The organism is Mycetocola saprophilus, from assembly GCF_000718085.1.
In the GTDB taxonomy this organism is placed as follows: Bacteria; Actinomycetota; Actinomycetes; order Actinomycetales; family Microbacteriaceae; genus Mycetocola; species Mycetocola saprophilus.
In genome coordinates this window covers 458,400-483,509 of record NZ_JOEC01000001.1, presented here as the reverse complement: position 1 = coordinate 483,509, position 25,110 = coordinate 458,400, and the positions used below count along the sequence as shown (strand labels likewise).

Below are 25,110 nucleotides of genomic sequence, written 5' to 3'. Positions count from 1 at the left end.
GCGCAATCCCGCCTACTGGCCCGGGGACTCACGTCCCGGGGCCAGTTTGGTGTGCGCCCGCTCGCCCTGCTTGCCAAACAGGCTGAGCAGCTCCACGGTGCCCCCGGCCACCGGACCGAACCAGTGCGGGGTCCGGGTATCAAACTCCGCCGCCTCCCCCGGTTCCAGCACCATGTCGCGCTCCCCCAGCAGGAGTCTGAGGCGACCGGAGAGCACATAGACCCACTCGTAACCCTCGTGCACCATGAGCGATTTGGGCGGCGTGCAGCGCGCCGGCGGCAGCACCATCTTGAACGCCTGGATCCCGCCGGGACGCCGCGTCAGCGGGATGGTTTTGGTACCGTCCCGGTGCACGTGCGGCTTGACATGGATGCGCGGATCCCCGGTTTCGGGGGCATCCACCAGCTCGTCCAGGGTCATCCCATAGGCGCGGGCCAGCGGGAGGAGCTGTTCCAGGCTCGGGCGTCGCACGCCGCTCTCCAGCCGGGACAGCGTACTGATCGAGATATCCGTGAGTTCGGACAGCTCGGCGAGGGTCAGGTCGCGCCCGGTGCGCAGGCGGTTGAGTCGCGCACCGAGGGCATCGAGGGTGTGTCGGGCATCGGTCATGGCTCCAGTCTGACACCCCACCGGCCGCCGACGGCTGCACGGGAGCCGTGAGTTTTCCATTCGGCAAAACTCTTTGCTGTTTTATCGCGCCGCGCTTCAGGATGGAGTCACCATCCACGAGACGGAGCCTTCATGAACCCCACCACCACCACCCCCTACGACGTGATCATCATCGGCGGCGGCGCGGCCGGCCTCGGCGCGGGCGTGACCCTGAGCCGGGCACGCCGCCGCACCCTGGTCATCGACGCCGGTGCCCCGCGCAACGCCCCCGCCGAGGGTGCCCACAACCTCCTGGGGCTCGAGGGTATCCCGCCGCTGGAACTGGTCGCGCGCGGCCGGGCCGAGCTGGCCGGATACGGCGGGGAGCTGCTGCCGGGCAGCGTCACCGATGTGGTGGCCGACCCCACGGGCATCGGGTTTACCGTGCACGTCACCCCCGATTCCGCTGCGGAACCCTCGACCCTGCGTGCCCGCCGTATCATCATCGCCACCGGCCTGACCGACGAGCTCCCCGACCTCCCCGGGGTCCGCGAGCGCTGGGGCCGCGAGGTGCTGCACTGCCCGTACTGCCACGGGTGGGAGGTGCGCGATCAGCCCATCGGAGTCCTGGCCAGCGGTCCGGGCTCGGTCCACCAGGCGCGCCTGTTCCACCAGTGGAGCCGAGACCTGACCTTCTTCACCAACGAGACCGAACTCGCCGCGGACACCCGGGAAGAGTTTGCGGCACTGGGCATCCGGATCATCGAGGGTGCCGTGGCCGGACTGGATATCGACGCGGACACGCTGCGCGGCATCCGACTGAGCGATGGCACGCTCGTTCCGCGCACGGCCGTCGTGGTGGCACCCCATATGGTGGCGAACCTCGGTCCGGTGGCGAGCCTCAACCTCGCGATCACCGAGAACCCGATGGGCCGGGCCATCCAGACCGATGCGACCGGTCAGGCGAGCGTTCCCGGCGTCTGGGTGGCCGGAAACGCGACCGATCTGGGCGCGCAGGTCGGTGCCGCGGCGGCCGCCGGGGTCCGGGCCGGTGCCGTGGCCAACGCACACCTGGTGGATGAGGATGCCGCGGCGGCGCTCGAGCGGTTCCGGAACAAAAACTAAAGATTTCCGGCGCGTCGTGTAACACCCGGCGGGGTGGGCAGTGGATCCGTTGCAGCCCTCCCCGAGTAGCCGCTATTCGGTGCGCAGCACCGGGTGGTGACCCAGGCGCGGACCGCCCTTATTTCCGGATTCCTGGGGGTGGTTCGGGGTCCACCCAAACCACCCGTTACGCGTGGGAATGACACTCCACTCACCGCACGCAAAGACCTCCTTGGCCGCATACGCGTTGGGGGCACCGGCCAGGACAAACGAGGGCGTGGACTGCCGCTTCTTGCGCGGGCACTTGCGCGGATCCAGCTTGGTTTTCGAACTGATCAGCACCGACATGTCGGCGTTGTCCAGCGAGCGTGCCCCGCGGATACGGTGCGCATCGGTGGGAACCCAGTCGGCGGTGATGCCCGATTTGATCAGGGCGTCACGGTCGTGAAAGCTGGCAGCCTTGGTGCGGGTGACCACCTCGTCAAAACCGGCGCAGCCGGTGACCGTGATCGACAGCGCCAAAGCGGCACCGGCGAGGGCCAAAATCCGAGCGGGAATTCGTGTCATGCTCCTACGTTAGGGTCGGGATCCGAGAAAATCATCAATCCCACGCATCATTCACATCATTCGAAAGAATGGTTAACAATGTGCCAAACCGGTATTGCCGGGATCGGAATCACCGAGTCCGGAGTCGGCGGGCCACCAGCAGCGCGGCGGGGATCGACACGGCCACCAGGATCGCCAGCCCACCCGACACCACCTGCGCCGAGGTGAGCCCGGCCACCGAGGTTCCCAGCAGGATTCCGGCCAGCGCGGTCACGATCGCGTTGCTCAGCAGCTGCACGGTGGAGACGCCCGAGGCTGCCGCCGCCTGCTCCTCCTCGCCCTCCACCGAGGACATCGCGGCGACGCTCAGGTGCGGGAATCCGATGCCCACGCCGATGCCCACCAGGGCCAGGGTCACGATCCAGCCGATCAGCACGCCGACCCCGTCCAGGGTGCCCGATACCAGCGCGAATCCGGCCAGCCCGGCCACGGTGATAAACGGCGCGATGGTGCGCGCACGCAGCCGCGCCCGAGTTCCGGCGATCATCGCGCTAAAGATCTCGGCCACCGTCCATCCCAGCGAGGGCACGGCACCCAGGTAGCCCGCGGGAAGCGCGGGAACGTTGCCGATCTCCTGGGCAAACAGGGGCACAAACGACTCGATCATAACCGAACCGCCGATCAGGCCCGCGACCAGGTACACCCACTTGAGGTTGGAGCCGCGGCGGAAGGTCATCGCCGGCAGCAGCGCCGATCCGGCACGCTTCTCCACCACCACAAACAGCACCAGCGCGAGCGCTCCCAGCACCACGGCCAGGATCTGCCAGCCCCCGATCACCACGGTGGCGATGCTGAAAAGCACCGCGGCAACCACCACCAGAACCAGCGATCCCACGGCCAACCCCGGCATGCCGGCGGCCTCGGGACGCGGCGCCCGGATCACGATCAGCGCCATCAGCCCCAGCAGCACGGCGGCGATGGTGAGAATGAGGAAGGCCTCGCGCCAGACCCCGGCCGAGGCAAACGCCCCACCCAGTGCGGGCCCGGCGACCCCGCCGATGGCCCACATCGCGGTGATCAGCACGGTGGCCCGGGTCCAGACCCGGCGCGGCAGCAGGGCGCTGATCGACACATACGCCAGCGCGGCGAGGAATCCCCCACCGAGTCCCTGCACCAGTCGTCCGGCCACCACAACCAGCATCGCCGGCGCCAGCATGATGATCACGGACCCCAGCGCAAACAGTCCAAACCCGATCAGGTAGGCCCCGCGCGTGCCCAGCCGGATCGAGGCGCGGCCGGAGAGCGCCGAGGCCAGGACGGAGGCGGTCAGATACGCGGTGTTGACCCACGCGTACAGTTCCACCCCGTGCAGTTCGGCACTAAGGGCCGGGAGGAGCGCCCCGGTCACATAGACGGTCAGCGCGTAGAGGGCCACCCCGCCTGCCAGAACCAGGGAGATGGGGCCGGCACCGCCGCGGAAAAGGTCCGCCCAGGTGCCGTGTTCTTCGGAAGTCTCGGTATGCATTACTTCAGGGTAAAATCTCAACCATGGTTGAGATCAAGTCCGCGTCGCCGGATGAACCCCGCCGCAGTCCCACCGACCTGCTGCCGATCGGCGAGATCGTGCGCCGTACCGGCGTCGCGGCCTCGGCCCTGCACTTTTATGAGCGGAAGGGATTGATCCACTCCGAGCGCAGTTCGGGTGGGCACCGGCTGTATCCGCGCCACGTGGAGCGGCGCATCGCGATCATCCAGACCGCCAAGCGACTGGGCATCCCGCTGACCGAGGTCGCCGAGCAGTTCGAGACCCTGCCCGAGGATCGGATGCCCTCGCTGCGGGACTGGAACCGGCTCAACGCCTCCTGGCGCGGTCAGCTCGCCGCGCGCCGCTTGGAACTCGAACGCCTGGAAACCGAGATGAACCAGTGCATCGGCTGCGGGTGCGTGTCCCTCGGCTCCTGCCGCGTGTTCAACCCCAACGATGCCCTGGCCGCCCGAGGATCCGGTGCGGTGTTGCTGGCCCCGATCGATCCCGAGGAGATCGAGGGCGAGCGCGAAGCCTAGGCCGCGTCGAACGCTCGCTCGGGAGACGAGACGTCCCGCGGTGCTGCCTCGGTGGGCTCCGCCGCGTCCGCGTCGAATGCCTGCTCGTGATCCGCGGCGCCTGGTTCATCCAACCCGATCCCGGCACCCTCGCGGCGTCCCCCGCCGGCCGCCGCAAAGTAGGCGGCGGGCGTATGCCCGGTGACCCGACGGAACGCCGCGACAAACGCGCTGGCGGTCGCGTATCCCACCCGGTCGGCCACGCGCCCCACGGGCTCCCCCGCCGCCAGATACGCCATCGCCGCCTGCAGCCGGGCGTTCACCCGCCACTGCGTGAAGGTCAACCCGGTCTCGGCCACAAACAGGCGCAGCAGGGTACGTGAGCTGGATCCCACCTGCCGGGCGAGCGCGTCCAGCCCGCGCTGATCGTCGGGACGAGCCAGCAGGATCGCGGCCACCTCACGCGCCCGCGGATCCGTGGGTAGCGGCAGTTCGATGGTTGCCTTATCCACCGGTGCCAGGACCTGGAGCAGGACGGTTTCGGCGCTGATGCGGGCCTCCTCGGCCAGGTCGCCGGCCAGGTAGCCGATCAGCTGGGCCGCCAGCGGCGACACCTCCACCACGGTCGGCTGTGCCCAGGCCAGCGGGCAGCCCGCCGGATCCAGGTAGATCCCCTCCATTACCGAACGCTGCAGCGCGGCGGCGGCGTGCCAGGTGCCCGCGGGGATCCACAGCGCCAGGCTGGGCGGCAGCACCCAGTAGTGGTCCTCGACATCAACCATCAGTACACCCGAGCTCGCCCAGGCCAGCTGGTGATATCGGTGCACGTGGGTGCGGAATTTCTGGCCACGATCCATCTCGAATCGTTCCAAGCCGATCACGCTTGCTGCACCCACCGTGGCTCCCAATTTCCCAACAGAATGATGTGCCAACGCGCCGCGTGGCCGATCCACGACAGAGGTTGGCGTGCTGCCATCTTTACGACAGAACTAAGGTTATCCTAATCTGATCTGATGCCCGCGTCATCCGTTTCTCCCAATTCCCTCATCCGCCACACCCTCGCGATCCGACGGACCGATCTGGTTCTGGCCACCGTCCTCTATGGGCTGCATCAGCTGGGCGAAGCCCTGGTTCCGGTGATCATCGGTGCCACCATCGGCGCGGCGATCTCCGCCGCCGATCCGGGAGCCCTGGCCCTGTGGATCGGCATTCTCGCGGCGGACTTCCTGCTGCTCTCGTTCTCCTACCGGCTGGGCGCTCGCGCCAGCATGCGGGCAAAGCAGCACGGGGAGCACGCGGTGCGGATGCGGCTGAGCGCGCGGGTGCTGGATCCCGCGGGCGGCATCGAGGAGGCCCCCGGCGATCTGCTGGCCCGGGCGGATTCGGATGCCGGCCGGATCGGCGCGTTCGCCGGCATGCTGGCCACCTGCATCGCCGCGGCCCTGGTCCTGATTGCCAGCACCGTGATGCTCCTGATGGCCTCGCTGCCGCTGGGCATCGTGATCATGGTGGGGACGGTGCTGCTGCTGATCGCGCTGGGGCTGGCCTCGCGGCCGGTGCAGCGGCGCAGCCGAATCGAGCAGGATGATCGCGGCCGGGTGATCGTCCTGGCCGAGGACCTGGTGCGCGGTCTGCGTGTGCTGCGCGGCCTGGGGGCCAGCAGCGCCGGGGCCCGGCAGTATGCCGAGGCCAGCGGCCGGGCGCTCACCACAACCCTGCACGCGACCGCCGGGGCCGCGACCCTCACCGCCCTCGGAGCCGCCCTCACCGGAACCTATCTGGCCCTGATTACGGTGCTCGGCGGCTACCTCGCCCTGACCGGCAGCCTCACCCCGGGCGAGCTGGTCGCGGCCCTGGGCCTGGCCCGCTTTGTGATCGGGCCGATGGACACGCTGGCCTTCACCGGAACCGCGATCGCCCGCGCCCGCGCCTCGGCCGAACGAGTTGCGGCGATCCTGAACACCCCCACCATCCGCGATCACTCGGGAACCGGGGTTGCCGAAGCCGGGGCAGCCCTGGAGCTGGAGCGGGTGTTCCCGCTGCCCGGGCGCTCGGCACCGCTGAGCCTGCGCCTGGGCCCGCAGGAGCTCACCGGAATCGTGACCGAGGACCCGCGGACGGCCCACGCCCTCGGGGCGCTGCTCGCCCGGGAAATCGATCCCGAATCGGGGACCATCCGGCTGGGCGGTATTGCCTTCCCCGACCTCGACGCGCGGGATCTGCGACGCCGCGTCCTGGTCTCCCCGCACGATGCGGCGCTGTTTGCGGGCTCGCTGCGCGACGCCCTGACCGAGGCCGCGCACCCCGGGGACCATGCGCCCGGCGAGACCACCCTCCCCCGGGTGTTCGCGCCGGGCGAGGCCACCCGCACCCAGGCTTCCGCGACGGACGGGACCCCCCACAGCCACTGTTCGGCACCGGACGAGTCCACCCCGGGCTCGGCGGCGCGGGACAACCTCGCGACCCGCGCAGCCCACGCCGCCCACGTGGACGAGGTCGCCGAGCAGTCGCCAGAGGGATGGGCCGGGGACATCGGCGAGCGGGGCGGTGCCCTCTCCGGTGGCCAGCGTCAGCGGCTGAGTCTCGCCCGTGCCCTCGCCGCCGATCCCGAGCTGCTGATCCTGCACGACCCCACCACCGCGGTGGATGCGGCCACCGAGCAGCTCATCGCCGAGCGGGTGGCCGCCCTGCGCACGGGCCGCGGCACCGCCGTCTTCACCACCTCCCCGGCCTGGTTGGCGCGCTGCGACCGGGTGATATTCCTCCCCGCCGAGGAGCCTCCCAGCGAGGGAACCCACGACCTCCTCACCGCCTCAGATGCCCGCTATCTCGGGGCGGTGCTGCGATGACCCACACCACACCCTCCATCCTTCCCGTTGCCGATCGGCGCACCGTCCTGGCCGTGGTGCGGCCGCTGCTGCGCCGGCACCGAGGCGCGCTGATCCTGGCGCTGCTCGGCCTGATCCTGGCCGGGATCTGCGGGCTGGCCGGTCCGGTTTCGCTCGGTTGGATCACCCAGCTAATCGCCGACGGCGCCGCCCCCACCTCCCTGGTGGGTCCGGGATTGCTCCTCCTGGTCGCAGGGCTGGGACAGGCCGGATTCGGCTGGATCGCGACCGTCGCCCTGTCCCGGGGAATTCAGCCTGGGGTCGCGACCCTGCGCGAGGACACCGTCTCGGCCGCCCTCAACCTGCCGCTCGCGCGGATCGAGGCCGGGGGTACCGGCGACCTAGTCTCGCGGGTCTCCGGGGATGCCGAGGAGGTGTCCGATGCCGCATCCTGGGCGTTTATCGCCTTCGCCGGCGCGGGCATCACGATCATCATGACGCTGCTGGGACTGGCCGCGCTGGACTGGCGTTTTGCCCTCGCCGGGGCCCTGGCCATTCCGATCCAGGGGTTCGCCCTGCGCCGGTATCTGCGCGCATCCGGGCCGATCTTCGCCGCCGGCCGCGCCGCCGACGGGGTCCGCGCGGGCACCCTGCTCACCGCGTTCTCGGCGCTGCCCACGGTGCGCGCCCTGCGCCTGGGCGAGCGGGAGTACACCCGCATCGACACGGCCTCCCGCGCCTCGATGGGCTGGGAGTTTCGCGCCGTCCGCACCGCCACGGTGTTCTACGCGCGACTCAATGCGGCCGAGTGGGTCGGGCTGTCGGCGATCCTGATCGCCGGATATCTGCTGGTCACCACGGGCACGGTCCCGCTGGGGGCCGCGGTCACCGCCGCGCTGTTTTTTGCCGGTCTCTTTGACCCGATCAACACGGTCCTGGGTGTCTTCGGGGTGCTTCAGCGGGCGGGGGCGGGCCTTGCCCGGCTGGTCGGGGTGCTCGACTCCGCGGGTGCCGATCCCGACGCCGCCACATCGCGGTCGGCTTCGCGGTCGGTATCACGGCCGGCATCGCGGCCGGTATCGTCGGAGTTTTCCTCGCGGCCGACCTCGATTTCAGCCTCGCAGACGTCCTCGCGCTCGATCTCGCCCGCGCGCGAACCAGAACCGGAACCACGAGCCGAGGCCGCGGTGGGACTCGCCGCGCGGAACCTCGTCTTCGGCTATCACCCGGGCGTCCCGCTGCTGGACGGGCTGAACCTGGAGGTGGCCCCCGGGGAGCACGTGGCGATCGTCGGCGAGAGCGGATCGGGCAAGTCCACCCTGGCCGCGGTGATCGCGGGCCTCCGCGACGTCGACGCCGGCTTTGCAGGACCGGTGCACGGCACCGGCGTGGTCGGCGGCGACCTTAGCAGCGGCAGCAGCGGGGTCGACGCGCTCGACGGCGACGGCAATGGGCTCGACGGCGACCAGCGCGGCCTGCCGCTCGCGATCCCGGTGCCGTTGGCCACCCAGGAGGGGCACGTGTTTGCCGGAACCATCGCCGAGAACCTCGCCATCGCAAAACCCGACTCCCCCGCCCGGGCCCTCACAGCGGCCCTGGACCTGGTGGGCGCACGGGACTGGGTGGACGCGCTTCCCGAGGGGATACACACCCGCGTGGGCGGCGGCGGGTTGTCCCTCACCGCCGAGCGCAGCCAGCACCTGGCGCTGGCTCGGATCGCCCTGCTCGATCCCCCCGCCGTGATCCTGGATGAGGCCACGGCCGAGGCCGGCTCCGACGCCGCCCGCACCCTGGATGCGGCAGCCGAGGCCCTGCTGCGTGGACGCACGGCCCTGATCATCGCGCACCGCCTGGATCAGGCGGCGCGCGCCGACCGGATCATCGTGATGGAGCACGGTCGGATCATCGAATCGGGCACCCACGCCGAGCTGCGCGCGGCGCGGGGACGCTACGCGCACCTCTGGGCAGCTTGGGCGAGCACCGCGGACTAGTTGCGAGGTCTAGCGCCTCGGCCTTGACTCAGCAGCCAGGTCAACCGCCTCGGCCTATCAGCGGGGTCGAGCACCGCGGACTAATTAGTAGTCGAGATCGGTCTGCTGGTCTTCCAGAGCCTGCCGGCGCAGCACCTCGCCCAGGTCCCCCGAGGGGTCGCCGTGCTCGGTGCTGACGCTCTGCTGCGGGTTCCCGGGCCCGGCCATGGGCTGCGGCTCGGTGGTGATCGCGATGGCCGCGCCGATCCCGATCACCACCGCAAACAGCGCCAGGGCCGCCCCGGTCACCCGCGCGGTGCCGCGCACATCGCGTGCGCTGGCACCGCCGAGCAGACGCCGCTGCACCCAGCGCGCGGCCGACTCCCGGGTGAAACCAGGGTCGGAGGCGTCCCCGGGAGCATCCGAACGCCGGACGGCCCCGGAACCGGGAGCGGTCGGACGCCGGTTACCCGCAGACCCGGGTGCCGGCGAGCGCCGAGTGGGTTCGGACGACGCCGATGCAGGCGACGCCGACGGACCCGCCAGCCGCTCCACCAGCAGATCCAGCTGCGCCGGGGTGAGCCTCTCGAAGGCCGAGGCCGTCCGCTCATCGAGGCCGTTGCGGGAGTCCTGCACCACCCGCAGGTAGCGCACAATGGCCGCCCGGTCGGCGCGGCTGGGGTCGCTCATCACCGGGATTCCGCGGTGGGACGGCCATACTCTTCGAGCAGCCGCAGCCAAATCTCGCTCACCGTGGGGTACGCGGGGACCGCATGCCACAGTCGGGCCAGCGGGATCTCCCCGACGATCGCCGTGGTCGCGGTCTGCACCAGTTCGGCCACCTCGGGACCCACAAACGTCGCACCCAGGATGACCTCGCGGTCGGTATCCACCACGAGGCGGGCCTTCCCGGTGTATCCATCGCGGGACAGACTCGACCCGGCAACCCAGCCCAGGTTGTAGTCGACCACACGCACCGAGTATCCGGACCGCGTGGCCTGCTCGGCGGTCGGTCCCACGGCCGCAACTTCGGGATCGGTAAACACCACCTGCGGGACGGCACCGTGATCGGCGGTGGCCACGTGGATTCCCCAGGGCTCGGTCGAAAGCTCGCTCCCGCTCGCACGCGCGGCAATGACGTCACCGGCGGCGCGCGCCTGATACTTACCCTGGTGGGTGAGCAGCGCCCGGTGGTTCACATCGCCCACGCCGTAGAGCCAGTCAAAACCCTCCACCAGCAGGGTGTCGTCCACACTCAGCCAGTCGCCCGAGGTGAGTCCGACGCTTTCGAGCCCGAGATCACGGGTGTTCGCCCCGCGGCCGGTGGCCACCACCACCTCATCGGCGTGCACCTCTCCGGCGGACGTGAAGACGGTGACCTCGCCGGAGGACGCCCGTTCGATGCGGTCGGTCGAGGTTCCCGTGTGGACGGTGACTCCGAGTTCCCGCAGGCCGTCGGCCACGTATTCCCCGGCAAAGTCTTCGAGTCCGGCCAGCAGCGTGCCCCGGGCGATCAGGGTGACCTCGGAGCCGAGGGAGGCGAAGGCCGTGGCCATCTCGGTTCCCACCACCCCGCCGCCGATAATTGCGAGCCGCGGCGGAACGCTCTGCGCCGCGGTGATCTCGCGGCTGGTCCAGGCACCCGCCTCCTCGATCCCCGGGATCTTGGGAACGGTCGCGATCGAACCGGTGGCCACCACAACCGCGTGATTGGCGGTGAGGATGGTGACCTCACCCTCGGGTCCGGTCACCGTCACCTCGCGCTCGCCGCTCAGGCGACCGTGTCCGCGCACCAGGTCGATGTGTGCGCTGTCGAGCCAGCGCACCTGTCCCGCGTCGTCCCAGTTACTGGTGAAGGAATCTCGCCGAGCCAGCACCGCGGGCACATCCAGCTCGCCGGTGATCGCCTCGGCCGCACCGGGGACCGCCTTGGCCGCACGCAACACCTGTCCCGAACGCAGCAGCGCCTTGGAGGGCATGCAGGCCCAGTAGGAGCATTCTCCGCCCACCAGTTCTCGCTCCACGATCACCGTGCTCAATCCGCCGCGTACCGCACGGTCGGCGGCGTTTTCGCCCACCGGACCGGCCCCGATCACGATGACATCCACCGTGCGCCGCTTTGTTGTTGTCGAATCCTCACTCATGCTGTGCCCCCTTCGTGGCCAACCACCGTGTTGTTCTTCCATCCTGGTTCAGGTTCCTGAAAAACGATAGACATGTTTGCTGAGTTCCCGCCCGGTGCCGCGCTAGCGTCCCGGCGCACGGGTGACCACCTGCTGCAGGATCCACTCGTTCCCGTCCGGATCCTCAAACGAGGCAAAGGTGCCGTAGCTCTCGGCCTCGGGGTGTGCCCCGGGCACCCGGTTCGCGCCGCCCGCCCAGTGGAAGACGCCGTCGGCATCGTGCCAGAGTCCGCTGATCGCGACCCCGCGCTCGGCCAGCTCGGCGCGGGCTCCGGCGATATCGGCGGTCACCAGGTGCAGGCCGCGGACGGTCCCGGGCGGCACATCGGTGAGCTGCTCGCCGAAGATGATCGACGCCGCCGAGCCCGGCGGGGTGACCTGAACCACTCGCAGGCCGCGTTCGGTGCGAAAATCGGCGTCCTCGCGAAATCCGATGCCGGTGTAAAAGGCGAGGGCTCGATCCACGTCGGCGACGGGAATCACGACCACCTCAAGCTTGAGTTCCATGCTGTTCTCCATTCCGACCGGCATCACCGGTCTAAGTGGTGATGATCATGACACGAAAAAACGTCACCTGTCAAACCGGTGACGAATTTTGGTGATCCGCTTGCGCGCACCCGGGGTCACCGGTCAGAATGGTGACATGAAACACGCCTTCCCGTGCGGCTGCCTCCCCCTCGACCTGGTGGGGACGCTGCGTGCGCGCCGAAACGAGCGGCCGCGGGAGTGCCTGGAAACCCCCGCCGACCTCGACGACTGGCTGGATCAGTCGGGCCTCCTGCCCGGTTCCCACACCGCGACTCCCGCGGTGCTTGCCGACGCACTGATTCTGCGCGAGGCAATTTACGCCCTGGTCTGGGCGCGACTGCACGGCGAGGCCCTGCCGGAGGAGTCCGTCGCACTACTCAACCTGCACGCTTCCGCGCCGGTCCTGGCGGCGGAGCTGTTGGCCACGCCCTCCGACACAGGCGTAACGGACGCGGCGGGTGTCGCGGGCGCGGCGGATGTGACTGGCGCGGCGGCATCCTCGACTTCTCCGTCCGCGAACGACGTGGGCTGGCGTCCGCGGGGCATGGCCGCCGAGGCCCTGGGCAATATTGCCCGCCAGGCGGTGGCCATCATCGGCGGACCCGATACCACCCTGCTGCGCGAATGCGCCCGTCCCGAGTGCACCCAGGTGTATCTGGATCACTCCCGCGGACACCGCCGCGAATGGTGCTCGATGAAGACCTGCGGCAGCCGCGTGAAGGCCGCCGCCTATCGTGCCCGCAAGCGGGATGAGACCCTCGCCTAGCCTCGGCGTCGTAACGATTCGACTACGGAATGCGCAGTTTGTTCGCGGATACCGATCAAAAACGCCCGACACACGCTAAATCCGCCTCAGCCTGGGAGTTCGGTCCGAATACATAACAGAGTGCTGGTTACTCTAGGCAGGACACCGCCGGTGTCGAGGCTCACGCCTCAACTCCATCGATCCCCGCCCTGGAGCGCAGTAATGAAGAAGTTTTTGAAGGTCACCCTGAAGGTCTTCGGAGTGATCCTGGCAATTTTTGCCCTGATCCTCGCCACCACCTCAATCGTCAACGCCGTGGCCAGCGGCCAAGAGGCCGACCGGATCACCCCGTACGGCAAATTCTCCACCGTCGACGGCAAGAAGATGAACCTGGTCACCACCGGTGACGGCCCCGAGACCATCGTCCTGCTGCCCGGATTTGGGACGTCCGCACCCTCCATCGACTTCCTGCCGCTCACCGAGAAGCTCGCCGAAACCCACCGTGTGGTTGTGGTGGAGCCCTTCGGGTACGGACTGAGTGATCAGACCGAGAAGCCGCGCACCAGCGAGAACATCGTGACCGAGGTGCACGAGGCGCTGCACCAGCAGGGCATCGACCGCTTCGTGCTCGGCGGCCACTCGATCGCCGGCATCTACTCGCTGAACTACGTCAATAAGTATCCCGAGGATGTCATCGCCTTCGTGGGTGTGGACACCAGCGTGCCCGACCAGCCCGGCATGGACGTCTCCTTCCCGATCGACCTGATGCGGGCGGCCAAGGCCACCGGAATTGCACGCGCTGTCACAGCCCTCGACAGCGATCCACTGGCCAAGTTTGCCAAGGACTACCCCGAGAAGGCCCGCGAACAGAACACCCTGATCGTGAACCGCAACGCGATGTCGGACACCTACCTGGACGAGATGAGCCGAATCGGCGCGAACTTCGCCGACGCCAAGGCGCGAAAGCTCACCTTCCCGGCGGACCTGCCGGTCCTGCTCTTCGCGCAGGACCCCAACCCGGCCAACCCCAACTGGCTGAAGCTCCACGAGGAGCAGGCCGCACACTCCACCCACGGTGAGGTCATCGGCATGAAGGGTGACCACTACCTGCACCACACCGAGTCCGCCCAGATCGCCGAGGACACCAACCGGTTCCTCGCCGCGCTGCCTGGCGACGAGTAGGAGCGGGGCGGCATAATCACGTGCTTGCACCATTGATGAAATGGGCAGGACCGGTAATAGCCCTCAAGACACTCCCGAGCGCCATCATTCAAATTGCATTCACACGATCCCAACCTGTATAAACGATGCGGGGGAAGTGGGATAGGTTCCACTTGGGGAGCGATGAATCGAATCATCTGATAAATCGAGCGCCGCTTCATAGTTGGCGCTGCGCGATGATCGTGGATTTGCCTTACACCCTCCACCGATTACACAAATGGAGAGTGCAATGAAGAAGTTCACTACGTCCGCCGCTGCGGCGGTAATTCTGATCGGAGCGATGCTGGTGCCAGCTGCCGCTGCTAATGCGGCTGATCTTGGCGGCTGGAGCGAGGACACTGGTGTATCCTCGCTGTCGTCGACAGGTTTTGCCGCAAGGGCAGCGTCACAGGCACAGCACACCGGCAAGGCTGAACAGAAGAGCATTAGCGGGACCACACATAAGCGAGCCCATGGTTGGACTACCTGGGTAGGCGTCTACCACTACACGAACGCTCAGATGGAGCAGTTCGGTGGAGGAAAGGTCTACACAACGTCGGGTCGCCAGTGGGGCACCAACGGCACGGAGGCGATCTCACCGTGGCGCAAATTCTCACAGAACTCTGACCTCGGCTCGGCTCGCACATACTACGGCAAGTAAGTTGCTGAATGGGAGGGGTTGGCTACCGCCAGCCCCTCCCATTCTGGTCTTATCGGTTGATCATTGAAAGCCACCATGAACGCTCGAAGTCTTCTATTTATCGTCCTTCTTGTGACGCTGTTTTCAATCTTGAGTGTTGCGCTTGGGCTCTACGATCAAACCCAGCGTGCCCTGTCCCTGGAGGGAAACAATCTCTATTCCAGCCGCAGTATCTCCGTGAGCACAACCGGAGCTGAGCTCGAATCACTATTGGCGCGATCTGGGACCAGTGCGCGGATCTTCCAAGAGCTTCCAGGGGACACGTCGGTTCGAACGGTTATCGAAACGGGCCATCCCGATCCGCTTCCCCTTCACTCGGGTAGGCAGTTGCAGGCTGGGGACGTACGAGCGGCACTCGTTGGTGCTGATGTGAAGGTGAATCAAGATCAGGGCGTAACGACATACGAGTTTCAGGGCATTTTGTACCCGGTTGTTGGTTACCTTGGGCTTCATGCAAACAGCCTTGTCTCACGCACCGTGCTCCTCCAGGGCCCCGGACTGTTCGATGACACCGCAGCCTCGCGGATGATCGTCGACGGTTCAAACATAGATGACGCCGTGCTTGAACGGCTAGAACCCGCCCCCGCTGCGGCAGCGGGTGGAGGAACCGACCGTCGAACCAACATCGATTTTGTCTCGCCAGTTCTGCTGCGATTCGGTTGGATTTTGACGGTTTTGGGCGCCATCGCCACCGGCCTTCTCGCGGCCTCCCAAAGTCGACGACTGAATGTCGTTCTTTTTCAACTTGGGGCTCGACGGCTTCACATTCTAATCCGCAGCGTTGTCCGGTTACTTCTGTGGATGACGCTGCCCCTACTGCTGATCTTTGGAACGGCCACCGTGCTGTCGGGGCCGATGCAATCGACCGGCGCGCTCCTTCTGAATACGCTCGCGCCGGCAACGCTCATCGCAGGAGTTTTCACCGTTGCCAGCGCATGGCTCCTCTGGAAGAGGCACTCATGGGGCTAATTGAAAACTTCCGTGGAACACTCTTGTCGACCGTGACCAAGGTATTGATCGTCGCGTTCCTGGGTGTGACCGCCTATAACCTCGTGTCGTTCACTCAATCAACACGCGACGCCGTAAACCGAAGCTTCTCCGACTCCGCGGCGGCTGACCTCTACGGGCTTTCGGATCATTTGACCGATCCCGATGCATTCGAGCAGTACCGTTCCTCGTCAGATAACATCAGGAAAATTGCACGCTTCTACGACAACCTGCAGTCGGATAGATCGTTGGAGGTACTGTCGGCGTTTGATCAAAACCTTCCCATCGTAAATTTTGAAGGTGGCGAAACGTTCGAATATGGCTATGGGACCGAAATGGCGCTACAGGGGCCACACCTGGACGAGAGTCTTGGCGGTGTGGCCGTGAATGTCAAATCGATGCAAATGAATCAGGCAGCATTCGAGTTCTACAACCTCACCGACGCGGCAGGCAAGGCTTTTGACTGGGAGAGCATCGATTATTCAAACCCGTCCACCCCGGTACTGCTCGGTTCGAACTATCGTGGTGTTTATGAGATTGGCGATCGCCTCACAGGGAATCTCTACTCTCGCGTCGCGCGCTTTGAAGTAGTCGGATTCTTGGAACCCAACTCCTCCATGTTCTATCAGAACGATCTCAACTTTTATTTGGACGATTACGTCCTGATCCCGTACCCGCAGAGTATTGAGCACTTCCCTGAGACCGAGGCATACTTTTACGGCATTCTGGCATTCGCGATGATCAATGCGAATGTTGCTGTGGATACCGGAACGAGTCCGGATGTCGTGTTGTCCACTCTCGCGACCGCAGGGAATCAGTCAGGCTTTGACGCATACGCACTGATTAACGTGCCGTCATACATTACCCAGTTCGCCCTTGTGAGAAACCTGATCCTCGATAACCTCGGTCTGCTCGTGACGATCGAGATCGCACTGATCATCGGTTCGATTGTTGCGATCGTTGCACTCACCCGATTTAATCACCGTCGGCGAAGTCAGCGTGTCCGCGCTCTCTGGATGTTGGGTCGCAGAGGGTCTGCGCTGAGTGGCACCGCGCTGGCCACAACAGTCATCGAATACGCTGCCATCGCCGTTGCCCTCGTTTTTCTCATTCAACGATTGCCAAACCAGGACTCAACGAGCGGATTGCTCATCACCGCCGGCGTCTTTGTGCTTTTCCTATTGGATGCCATTTGGCAGCAGCGTCTGGTCAAAACAACAATATTGGGCACAGGAGGAAAAACTGCATGACAAACATCGTTGAGTTGCGCGACATCTCAAAGGTTGTGACGGAACCAAACGGCCAAACGCGGCACCTTTTTGAGGATTTGAATTTTCACCTCTCTGAAAGCGAACGCTCGGTAGCCCTGATCGGTCGAAGCGGAAGCGGCAAGAGCTCACTGCTGAGGATCCTGGCCGGCCTAGATGTGAGTTATCAGGGGCAGTACCTGCATCGTGATCGCACGCTCCTCCCGAAGCCGGATACGATGGCGGACTACCGCCGGAAGAACATCGGTATGGTTACGCAGCGGTATGACCTGATCGATGACTTTACCGTGCTTCGAAACGTCAAAATGGCCATTCCCGGGCATAAGGAAGCTGATACCATCGCGCGCCAAGCTCTTGCCGCGGTCGGGCTTGAAGGGTTCGATCGAAAGCGTATCTCTAAGCTGTCCGGTGGGGAGAGCCAGCGAGTGGCCATTGCACGAGCGATCGTGAAGGAGCCCTCTCTCGTGCTTGCCGATGAACCCACGGGCGCTCTCGATGAAAAGACCGAAACCGAAGTACTCGAGCTCTTCAAGACCCTGGGGTCAGCAGGAGCCAGATTCGTTATCGCCACGCACAGTGCCAGGGTCGCAGAATTCTGCGATCGTCGTCTCATCATTGAAGGCAATCGACTCGTTCAGGTTCCATAAACTCCACATGGCCGATCTGAAGAGTTGAGAACGCCCGTCGCTGAATCCGAGCTTTTATCTGCGGATGCGAACGATCGGTCCGCGGTTAATGCGGTGATCACCCATCGACAACACAGAATCGGCGGTTGACGTGTGTTGGGCCGCCCCTAGCCCTCGGCGAGCTTTGCCAGGGCGCGGGCGAGGCGGGCGTCGCGGGTTTTTTGGGTGGCAGCGGTGATCAGCGGGTGCAGGATCGAATACCTCGCCGAGGCGCTGAGACCCTCAAACGCCTGGGCGAGAACCGGGTCGGCGGCGAGCGCCAAGGCCAGGGCCTCGGGAATCTCCACGTCGGCCGAGCCCGCATACGCCCGATCCCAACGCCCATCGGCGCGGGCAGCTGCCACCTCGGCGTGACCGCGCGGGCGGATGCGACCGGCCGCATCCAGTTCGGCGATGATGCCCACGTTGCGTGCCGACCACATCGAGGCCCGACGGCGCGGGGTGAATCGCTGGAGGAAGGTCGCCTCGTTAAAGGAGCGCTTCTGGCCGTCGATCCATCCGCTACACAGCGCCTCCTCGAGCGCCTGGCCGTAGGTGAGGGTGGTGGGTTCCACGGTTCCCTTCTTGGCCAGGTGTAGCCAGACCCCGTCGGAAACCTCCTCATTGGCATCCAGCCAGGCTCGCCAGGCGATCACGTCCGCTACGATGAGCTGTCCGTCGGGGCCCGGGGGTGTGGATTCCGTCTTCATGCCCCCAGGCTAGTCGTCCCGGGCGACATTTCGATGGGGCAAACCGAATCCATTTGCCGGTCGGGTGGCTCGCCGGGATCGGACACTCACCCGGGTCGTTGCTTCAGGACGTCCTGCACCCGGGACCCACCGGTGACCCAGCCGGCAAACCGTGGATCCATACTCGCCAGCAGCCGCCCCACATCCCGAAGCCGCCGATCCGAGCGCACATCAAGCAGTGGCTCGGCATGCGCGACCCGGTTGCGCAGCGCGTGCAGGCGGGTGGCCTGTGTACCAAGAGCGCGACCATCGGTCGCTCCACTTCCGCGGTGTGGAAACCCCGATGAGAGAGCTTCCCTCCAGAGAATGTCGCGCTGCAGAGAGTTTCGAGAGTCCGCATTTCGCGCCGAGAGCAAATTGACAAAAACTCCAAAAGTGAGTTGTGAAACCAGATCATTATGATCGATGGGGGCACGTCCGCGTGGATGATCGGGTCCCCGCCGATTGCGCGAGCGCACCGCATTTCGTACGGCCCGATCCAGCGGTACACGCAGAATCGTGTTGAGCGGACGTGCGGCACGTTCCGTCCAGAGCTCCGTGAAGGGCGGTTCCGGGCCAGAGGGAGGCCGGCTCACGTTCCAGATCCGTAGCTCGCGATCAATCCGGTTCCGAAGAAACACCTCGGTGAGTGCGAGCGTCTCGTGCCAGGCACCCGCAAGCTGGACGTTCCAAAGATACAGTTCGAGAGCACGATGCGGATGCCCATCGGCCGCCACCAGATAGGGATCGAATCGGGCAGGGTGGAGGCCGCCGACAATGGTCGCGAATTTCGTTTCGGGCAGCATGAGGCAAGTATGAGGCGGAGGGGGCTCTGCACGTCAAGTTGCGGACAGGTAGCGGACAAATTGGCGAAATCTACCCGCGGGGTGAGAACCCATGATAATTTGAAGGCATACGAGGACAAGGTCCCTCGTCAAATGGTTTGAAGGATCCCCTCGCCGAATCTCCGGATTACGGCCAGGGGGTTTTTCTTGTCCGGGGCGGCTTCGAACCCACGCCCGCGCGACACCGGCTGGACAGCAGACCCGCGGACCATCACAATCGAAAGATACCGCGCGTTTCGCTGGCGACTGCGCGCGGTGCATGTGATCCCGTTCGGAAGGCACCCCATGAGCACCGTCCCCCACGCAGCAGACAGCCACGATCTGATCCGGGTCATCGGGGCCCGCGAAAACAACCTCAAAGACGTGAGCGTCGACATCCCCAAGCGCCGCCTCACCGTGTTTACCGGGGTGTCAGGCTCGGGGAAGAGCTCGCTGGTTTTTGGGACCATCGCCGCCGAATCACAGCGCATGATTAACGAGACCTACAGCGCGTTCCTGCAGGGATTCATGCCCAGCGTGGGCCGCCCCGATGTGGATGTGCTCTCGGGGATCACCACCGCGATCATCGTGGATCAGGAGCGAATGGGATCCAACTCGCGCTCCACCGTGGGCACCGCAACCGACGCGACCCCGATGCTGCGCATCCTGTTCAGCCGCCTGGGTCAGCCCCACATCGGCTCCCCGCAGGCCTTCGCCTTCAACGTGCCCTCGGTGTCCGGGGCCGGCGCGGTCACCATCCAGAAGGAGGGTCGCACCGTCAAGGAGCGCCGCGAGTTCTCGGTGACCGGCGGCATGTGCCCGCGCTGTGAGGGCATGGGCAAGGTCAACGACCTCGACCTGACCCAGCTCTTTGACGACTCCAAGTCCCTCAACGAGGGTGCCCTCACCATCCCCGGCTATACGGCCGATGGCTGGGGCGTCAAGATCTTCACCGGTTCGGGCTTCTTCAGCCCGGATAAGCCGATCCGCGAGTTCACCGAGAAGGAGATGACCGCGTTCCTCTATAAGGATCCGGTGAAGGTCAAGATCGGCGACATCAACATGACGTATGAGGGGCTGATCCCCAAGCTCCGCAAGTCCATGCTCAGCAAGGACCGCGAGGCGATGCAGCCGCATATCCGCGCGTTTGTGGACCGGGCGGTGACCTTCACCACGTGCCCCGACTGCCTGGGCACGCGCCTGAACGAGGGCGCGCGGTCCTCGAAGATCGCCGGGATCAACATTGCCGATGCCTGCGCGATGCAGATCAGCGACCTCGCCGAGTGGGTACGCGGGCTGGACGACCCGAGCGTCGCCCCGCTGCTGGAAACCCTGGGCGGCGCGCTGGATTCGTTTGTGGAGATCGGCCTGGGCTATCTGACCCTGGATCGTCCGGCGGGCACCCTCTCCGGCGGTGAGGCGCAGCGCACCAAGATGATTCGCCACCTGGGATCCTCGCTGACCGACGTGACCTACATCTTCGATGAGCCCACCATCGGCCTGCACCCGCACGATATCGCCCGGATGAACACCCTGCTGCTGCGCCTGCGCGATAAGGGCAACACGGTGATCGTGGTGGAGCATAAGCCCGAGACCATCGCGATTGCCGACCACGTGGTGGACATGGGTCCGCGGGCGGGCAGCGCCGGCGGTGAGATCTGCTTCACCGGAACGGTCGAGGGGCTGCGCGCGAGCGACACCCTCACCGGACACCACCTGGATGACCGCGCGCACCTCAAGGAATCGGTGCGGACATCCACCGGGGCGCTGGCGATTCGCGGGGCGAACACCCACAACCTCAAAAACGTGGATGTGGATATTCCGCTGGGCATTCTCACCGTAATCACCGGCGTGGCCGGCTCGGGCAAGAGCTCGCTGATCCACGGCTCGATCCCTCGGGATGCCGGGGTGGTCACCGTGGATCAGGGCGCGATTCGGGGATCGCGACGCTCGAACCCCGCGACCTATACCGGCCTGCTGGAGCCGATCCGCAAGGCATTTGCCAAGGCCAACGGAGTCAAGCCCGCGCTGTTCAGCGCCAACTCCGAGGGGGCCTGCCCCACCTGTAATGGTGCCGGCGTGATCTATACCGATCTGGGCATGATGGCCAGCGTCGCCAGCACCTGTGAGGTCTGCGGGGGCAAGCGATTCCTCGCCGAGGTGCTGGACTTCACCCTCGGGGGCAAAAACATTGCCGAGGTGCTGGCGATGCCCATCGCCGAGGCCGCCGCCTTCTTTGCCGAGGGCGAGGCACGCACCCCGGCGGCCCTCAAGATCCTCGACCGGCTGGTGGATGTGGGCATCGGCTACATCAGCCTGGGACAGCCGCTCACGACCCTCTCCGGCGGCGAGCGCCAGCGACTCAAGCTCGCCGTGCAGATGGCCGAGGACGGCGACGTCTATGTGCTGGACGAGCCCACCACCGGTCTGCATCTGGCCGATGTCCAGGCCCTGCTGGGGCTGCTGGATCGCCTGGTCGAGTCCGGCAAGTCCGTGATCGTGATCGAGCACCACCAGGCCGTGATGGCCCACGCCGACTGGATCATCGACGTGGGCCCGGGCGCCGGCCACGACGGTGGATCGATCGTGTTCGAGGGCACCCCCGCCGACCTGGTGGCCGCGCGCTCGACCCTGACCGGCGAGCACCTGGCCACCTACGTGGGGGCCTAGCCCGCTACGCGGGGAAGTGCGAGGGTCCGTGCCCGGGCAGGATGATTAGCCGATCACAGGTTTCCTCGGCCAGCTCGGCAAACACCCGGCGGGCGGCCGGGGCGTCCCAGTGCCAGATATCGCCGAGGGCCTGGGGACCCCGGGTCGAGACGGTGGGGTGCGCGGTGATCAGCGCGTCACCGGTAATCAGGGCGTTCGCATCGGGCAGCGCAAACACCAGGTGGCCGGGCGTATGTCCGGGGGTGAGCCGGGGAATCACCGTGTGTCCGCCCAGGGTCAGGGCGACGCCGGGCTCGACCGGCTCGACCTCGCGTACCTCGATCGGGGCGAGCCCGCCGGCCCGGATCGCATGCAGGGTCCAGCGGGCATAGCGCGGTTTGGCCAGGCGCGGCAGGATGTCGCCGATCCCGATCTGATGCAACTCCTCACGCCGAATATTGGGAATCTCCTCGGCCGCGGCCAGCACCCTCGGAGCATGCTTCTTGGCCAACTCGGGCAGGGTTCCGATGTGGTCGGAGTGGCCGTGGGTGATCAGCACCGTGGTCAGGCGCGCACCGGGGGCACAGGCCTCCAGCGAGTGTTCCACCGCGGCCAGGTCGGCCGGATAACCGGTGTCCACCAGCGTGACGGTGTCCCCATCGGTGAGCACCACCCAGTTGGAGGCGGGGCCCTCCACGAAGTGGACACCGGGGGCGACCAGGGTAATGCGGGCGTGGGCGGGGTTTTCCGGGCGCGACGTCGACATAGCGCCATGCTCTCACGGGGTAGCTGAAAGTCAGATGAGCCACTATTTGTTATGTAATCACGTGACGGGGCGAGTGAAGTTTGTTATGCCGTAACACGTTAACGATTGGTTAGGTTATGGCAATACGTCGTTAAGAATCCGCTCCTAGCCTGGCGTCATGAACACTTCCTCCCCCGATCCGAGTCCCGACCTCGGCACCGCCCCCGGTGCCCGCGCGGTGGCCCTGATCCGCGCCGCACTCGGCACCCTGGTCGCCAGTGAACGCCGCGTCGCCGAGGTGGTCCTCGCCGATCCCCGGGCCGTCATCGGCTCCACCGCCTCCCAGCTGGGCAGCCGGGCCGACACCTCGGCGACCACGGTCATCCGCTTCGCCCGCAACGTCGGGTTTGGCGGCTATCAGGAACTCGCGATCGCGCTGGCGGTGGCCGAGCCTTCCCTCGATACGGTTCCCGCCCTGTCCCCCACCGACAGCCCCGCCGAAACCCTGCGCGGGGTCGCAGCCCTCGCCCAGCACGCGGTGGGATCGATCGCCGACTCGGTGGATCCCGAGGCGTTCGCCGGCGCCATCCGGGCACTCTCCGGTGCCCGGCACACGATCGCCGTGGGGGCCGCCCTCACGAGTCCCGTCGCCGAGGACCTGGCCTTCCGGCTGACCCACCTCGGCCACCCCGCCGATGCCCCCACCGACGCGCAGATCCAGTGGATCCGCGCCCAACAGCTCGGCCCCGGGGACGTGTGTGTGGCGATCCTGCACGGCGGCACCTATCCGCACGTGGTCGAGGTCGCCCGGGAAGCCAAGGCCGCCGGGGCCAGCGTGATCGCGATCACCTCGTTCGCCCGCACCCCGCTGGCCGAGCTCGCCGACATCGCGCTCGTGGTGGGTGGCACCACCGCCCGCTCGGGCATGGACGCCTGGGGCAGCCGACTGGCGTATCTGGCCACGATCGACGCGCTGCTGATCGCGCTGACAAACACCGATCCGGCCGGGTATCGGGCCCGACTTGAACTCATCGGCGACCGGATCGAACGGGACCTGCTGTGAGCACCCGCACCGCCCGGCTCACCCCGCACCTGCTGCTGGCCCCGGCCACGATCTGCCTGGTCCTGTTTGTTGCCGCGCCGCTGGTCATCGTGCTGGTGTTGGCCTTTTTCAACCTCAACCTGGTGACCGGGACGTCCTCATTTGTCGGCGGGACGAACTTCGCCACCGAGATCCCGCACCCCGAGTTCGCCCGGGCCCTGCGCAACACGCTGCTGTACGCGGTCTTCACCATCGGCCCCTCGATGGTCGGCGGCCTGCTGGTGGCGCTGCTGATCCACGGCCTGCGCCGCGGACAGGGATTCTGGCGCAGCCTCTACTTCCTGCCGGTCGCCACCACGCTGGTCGCGATGTCCTCGGTCTGGCGTTGGATGTTCCGCGCCGACACCGGGGTCGTGGACACGGTGATCGCCCCGATCCTGGGGATCCACGACTGGCTCTCCGATCCCAATCTGGCACTCGCCGCGATCACCGTGGTGGGCAACTGGCACCAGATTGGTCTGGTCGCGATCCTCTACCTGGCAGCCCTCGGTACCCTCCCGCAGGACCAGTACGACAGCGCCTCGCTCGACGGCGCGGGCGGCTGGAACCGCTTCTGGCACGTGACCTGGCCGGCGCTTGGACCCACCACGATCTTTGTGTTCATCATGACCGCGGGCTCGGCTCTTCAGGCCTACGACGTGATCGCCGCGATGACCCAGGGCGGACCGCTCGGTTCGACCGAAACCCTGACCTTCGCGATCTGGAACCGGGGTGTGCACTACTTCGATATCGGCCGCGCCGCGGTCCTCTCCCTCGCCCTGCTGGTGCTCTCGGTCGCGGTGACCGCGATCCAGCGCACCGGCTATGCTCGCCGCCTGGAAAATGGAGGGTCCCGATGAGGGTTCTTGGCCAGATTGTCCGCCACCTGCTGCTCGCCCTCGGCGGCGTCTACATGCTCGCCCCGATTATCCTGATGCTCGCCTCGGCCTTCACCCCGACCGCCGATATTCTCGCCGGACGCTACCTCGCCCATCCGACACTGGAAAACTTCCAGACGGTCGCCCAGCAGGTGCCGCTGGGCACCTACTATCTCAACTCGCTGATCGTGTGCCTGGCCACCTTCGCGCTCCAACTGCTGGTGTGTGTGCCCGCGGCCTTCGCGATGGCCCGGCTGCGCTATCGCGGGCGTAACATCACCGTGTGGCTGCTGGGGCTGCTGATCCTGATCCCGTTCCAGGTGTTGGCGATCCCGATCTACCTGATCTTCCGCCAGGTCGGCCTGATCAACACCCTGCCCGCGCTGATCCTCCCCTTTGTCGGTTCGGCCTTCGCGATCTTCCTGCTGCGCCAGTTCTTCCTGGCCCTGCCCGGATCGATGTTTGATGCGGCGACCCTGGATGGTGCGGGCACCCTGGCCACGCTGATCCAGATCGTGATTCCCGCGAGCCGCCCGGCCCTGCTCTCGCTCGGGGTCTTCACCATCACCTCGGCCTGGAACGCCTACTTCTGGCCCTCCTTTGTCCTCTCCGACTCCTCCTCCGCCACGATCCCGTTCGGGGTGGTGCAGTTCATCAACTCCGATGCGGTCACCGCCTACGGCCCCCAGATGGCGATGGCCACCCTCTCGGTCCTCCCGCTCCTGATTGCCTTCCTCTTTGCTCAACGACAGTTCATTCGCGGTCTGGCCCTCGCCGGCCAGGCCGGCTAACGCAGCCGCCCTCCCCACCCCCTGCTGTGCCCTTACTAAGGAATAAAATGTCTCGCTTC

General features: G+C 66.3%; 24 protein-coding genes. 14 read left to right on the top strand and 10 right to left on the bottom strand.

Annotated features, from left to right (window positions below; all coding sequences use genetic code 11):
* Window positions 1–12: 12 nt before the first annotated feature.
* A complete protein-coding gene (locus IE92_RS0102160) occupies window positions 13–609 on the bottom strand; it encodes a helix-turn-helix domain-containing protein (RefSeq protein WP_030143237.1) in 597 nt (198 codons plus the stop codon).
* 132 nt (window positions 610–741) lie between these two features.
* Here IE92_RS0102160 and IE92_RS0102155 point away from each other — a divergent pair, with 132 nt between their 5' ends.
* On the top strand, window positions 742–1,713 hold the full coding sequence (locus IE92_RS0102155; RefSeq protein WP_030143236.1) for an NAD(P)/FAD-dependent oxidoreductase: 972 nt from the start codon (window positions 742–744) through the stop codon (window positions 1,711–1,713).
* A gap of 72 nt (window positions 1,714–1,785) precedes the next feature.
* On the opposite strand, the gene IE92_RS0102150 is transcribed toward IE92_RS0102155, so the two are convergent.
* Together IE92_RS0102150 and IE92_RS0102145 are read right to left on the bottom strand one after the other, a co-directional pair.
* Window positions 1,786–2,259 (bottom strand): hypothetical protein, encoded by a 474-nt coding sequence (locus tag IE92_RS0102150; RefSeq protein WP_156027370.1) that lies wholly within the window; start codon window positions 2,257–2,259, stop codon window positions 1,786–1,788.
* Window positions 2,260–2,368: 109 nt separating this feature from the next.
* On the bottom strand, window positions 2,369–3,763 hold the full coding sequence (locus IE92_RS0102145; RefSeq protein ID WP_030143234.1) for an MFS transporter: 1,395 nt from the start codon (window positions 3,761–3,763) through the stop codon (window positions 2,369–2,371).
* 23 nt (window positions 3,764–3,786) lie between these two features.
* Between IE92_RS0102145 and soxR the strand changes: the two genes are divergently transcribed.
* The gene (gene soxR, locus IE92_RS0102140) at window positions 3,787–4,302 is read left to right on the top strand and encodes a redox-sensitive transcriptional activator SoxR (protein WP_030143233.1); all 516 of its coding nucleotides are present in this window, start codon (window positions 3,787–3,789) and stop codon (window positions 4,300–4,302) included.
* On the opposite strand, the gene IE92_RS0102135 is transcribed toward soxR, so the two are convergent.
* Window positions 4,299–5,177 carry an AraC family transcriptional regulator gene (locus IE92_RS0102135; protein WP_211250745.1) on the bottom strand — a complete coding sequence of 293 codons (879 nt, stop codon included), beginning with the start codon at window positions 5,175–5,177 and terminating at the stop codon, window positions 4,299–4,301. The two genes, soxR and IE92_RS0102135, sit on opposite strands and share 4 nt — an antisense overlap.
* A 117-nt stretch (window positions 5,178–5,294) precedes the next feature.
* Here IE92_RS0102135 and IE92_RS0102130 point away from each other — a divergent pair, with 117 nt between their 5' ends.
* Together IE92_RS0102130 and IE92_RS0102125 are read left to right on the top strand one after the other, a co-directional pair.
* Window positions 5,295–7,130 carry an ABC transporter ATP-binding protein gene (locus IE92_RS0102130; protein ID WP_030143231.1) on the top strand — a complete coding sequence of 612 codons (1,836 nt, stop codon included), beginning with the start codon at window positions 5,295–5,297 and terminating at the stop codon, window positions 7,128–7,130.
* Entirely contained in the window at window positions 7,127–9,100 is a 1,974-nt protein-coding gene (locus IE92_RS0102125) for an ABC transporter ATP-binding protein (protein ID WP_030143230.1), read from the top strand. Before IE92_RS0102130 ends, IE92_RS0102125 begins: the two co-directional genes overlap by 4 nt.
* Before the next feature lie 84 nt (window positions 9,101–9,184).
* On the opposite strand, the gene IE92_RS0102120 is transcribed toward IE92_RS0102125, so the two are convergent.
* The 3 genes from IE92_RS0102120 to IE92_RS0102110 all read right to left on the bottom strand — a co-directional run bounded on the left by IE92_RS0102120 (window position 9,185) and on the right by IE92_RS0102110 (window position 11,769).
* On the bottom strand, window positions 9,185–9,769 hold the full coding sequence (locus tag IE92_RS0102120) for a hypothetical protein (protein WP_030143229.1): 585 nt from the start codon (window positions 9,767–9,769) through the stop codon (window positions 9,185–9,187).
* Window positions 9,769–11,223, bottom strand: a complete 1,455-nt coding sequence (locus IE92_RS0102115) for a dihydrolipoyl dehydrogenase family protein (RefSeq protein WP_030143228.1) — start codon at window positions 11,221–11,223, stop codon at window positions 9,769–9,771. Before IE92_RS0102115 ends, IE92_RS0102120 begins: the two co-directional genes overlap by 1 nt.
* Window positions 11,224–11,325: 102 nt before the next feature.
* A complete protein-coding gene (locus tag IE92_RS0102110; protein ID WP_030143227.1) occupies window positions 11,326–11,769 on the bottom strand; it encodes a VOC family protein in 444 nt (147 codons plus the stop codon).
* Between the two features lie 136 nt (window positions 11,770–11,905).
* Between IE92_RS0102110 and IE92_RS0102105 the strand changes: the two genes are divergently transcribed.
* The 6 genes from IE92_RS0102105 (at window position 11,906) to IE92_RS0102080 (ending at window position 17,337) form a co-directional block, all read left to right on the top strand.
* The gene (locus tag IE92_RS0102105; protein ID WP_030143226.1) at window positions 11,906–12,556 is read left to right on the top strand and encodes a CGNR zinc finger domain-containing protein; all 651 of its coding nucleotides are present in this window, start codon (window positions 11,906–11,908) and stop codon (window positions 12,554–12,556) included.
* Between the two features lie 201 nt (window positions 12,557–12,757).
* Window positions 12,758–13,717 (top strand): alpha/beta hydrolase, encoded by a 960-nt coding sequence (locus IE92_RS0102100; protein WP_030143225.1) that lies wholly within the window; start codon window positions 12,758–12,760, stop codon window positions 13,715–13,717.
* A 268-nt stretch (window positions 13,718–13,985) separates the two neighbouring features.
* On the top strand, window positions 13,986–14,396 hold the full coding sequence (locus IE92_RS0102095) for a hypothetical protein (RefSeq protein ID WP_030143224.1): 411 nt from the start codon (window positions 13,986–13,988) through the stop codon (window positions 14,394–14,396).
* Between the two features lie 75 nt (window positions 14,397–14,471).
* The gene (locus tag IE92_RS0102090; RefSeq protein WP_030143223.1) at window positions 14,472–15,404 is read left to right on the top strand and encodes a hypothetical protein; all 933 of its coding nucleotides are present in this window, start codon (window positions 14,472–14,474) and stop codon (window positions 15,402–15,404) included.
* Window positions 15,371–16,672 (top strand): hypothetical protein, encoded by a 1,302-nt coding sequence (locus IE92_RS0102085; protein ID WP_162178478.1) that lies wholly within the window; start codon window positions 15,371–15,373, stop codon window positions 16,670–16,672. Before IE92_RS0102090 ends, IE92_RS0102085 begins: the two co-directional genes overlap by 34 nt.
* The gene (locus IE92_RS0102080; RefSeq protein ID WP_051701492.1) at window positions 16,669–17,337 is read left to right on the top strand and encodes an ABC transporter ATP-binding protein; all 669 of its coding nucleotides are present in this window, start codon (window positions 16,669–16,671) and stop codon (window positions 17,335–17,337) included. The genes IE92_RS0102085 and IE92_RS0102080 overlap by 4 nt, the downstream gene beginning before the upstream one ends.
* Before the next feature lie 146 nt (window positions 17,338–17,483).
* Here the strand turns inward: IE92_RS0102080 and IE92_RS0102075 are convergent, their stop codons facing one another.
* On the bottom strand, window positions 17,484–18,065 hold the full coding sequence (locus IE92_RS0102075; RefSeq protein WP_030143220.1) for a YdeI/OmpD-associated family protein: 582 nt from the start codon (window positions 18,063–18,065) through the stop codon (window positions 17,484–17,486).
* 86 nt (window positions 18,066–18,151) lie between these two features.
* Window positions 18,152–18,889, bottom strand: coding sequence for a hypothetical protein (locus IE92_RS18100; RefSeq protein ID WP_156027367.1), 738 nt, complete (start codon window positions 18,887–18,889; stop codon window positions 18,152–18,154).
* A 324-nt stretch (window positions 18,890–19,213) separates the two neighbouring features.
* Here IE92_RS18100 and IE92_RS0102065 point away from each other — a divergent pair, with 324 nt between their 5' ends.
* Window positions 19,214–21,577, top strand: a complete 2,364-nt coding sequence (locus IE92_RS0102065; protein ID WP_030143218.1) for an ATP-binding cassette domain-containing protein — start codon at window positions 19,214–19,216, stop codon at window positions 21,575–21,577.
* 4 nt (window positions 21,578–21,581) lie between these two features.
* On the opposite strand, the gene IE92_RS0102060 is transcribed toward IE92_RS0102065, so the two are convergent.
* Window positions 21,582–22,322 (bottom strand): MBL fold metallo-hydrolase, encoded by a 741-nt coding sequence (locus IE92_RS0102060; RefSeq protein WP_043321295.1) that lies wholly within the window; start codon window positions 22,320–22,322, stop codon window positions 21,582–21,584.
* A gap of 157 nt (window positions 22,323–22,479) precedes the next feature.
* Here IE92_RS0102060 and IE92_RS0102055 point away from each other — a divergent pair, with 157 nt between their 5' ends.
* The 3 genes from IE92_RS0102055 to IE92_RS0102045 are packed head-to-tail and all read left to right on the top strand — an operon-like array spanning window position 22,480 to window position 25,051.
* Complete coding sequence (locus tag IE92_RS0102055; protein WP_051701491.1) at window positions 22,480–23,364, top strand: MurR/RpiR family transcriptional regulator; 885 nt, start codon at window positions 22,480–22,482, stop codon at window positions 23,362–23,364.
* The gene (locus IE92_RS0102050; RefSeq protein ID WP_051701490.1) at window positions 23,361–24,242 is read left to right on the top strand and encodes a carbohydrate ABC transporter permease; all 882 of its coding nucleotides are present in this window, start codon (window positions 23,361–23,363) and stop codon (window positions 24,240–24,242) included. The genes IE92_RS0102055 and IE92_RS0102050 overlap by 4 nt, the downstream gene beginning before the upstream one ends.
* Window positions 24,239–25,051, top strand: coding sequence for a carbohydrate ABC transporter permease (locus IE92_RS0102045; RefSeq protein WP_030143214.1), 813 nt, complete (start codon window positions 24,239–24,241; stop codon window positions 25,049–25,051). The genes IE92_RS0102050 and IE92_RS0102045 overlap by 4 nt, the downstream gene beginning before the upstream one ends.
* Window positions 25,052–25,110: the final 59 nt, after the last annotated feature.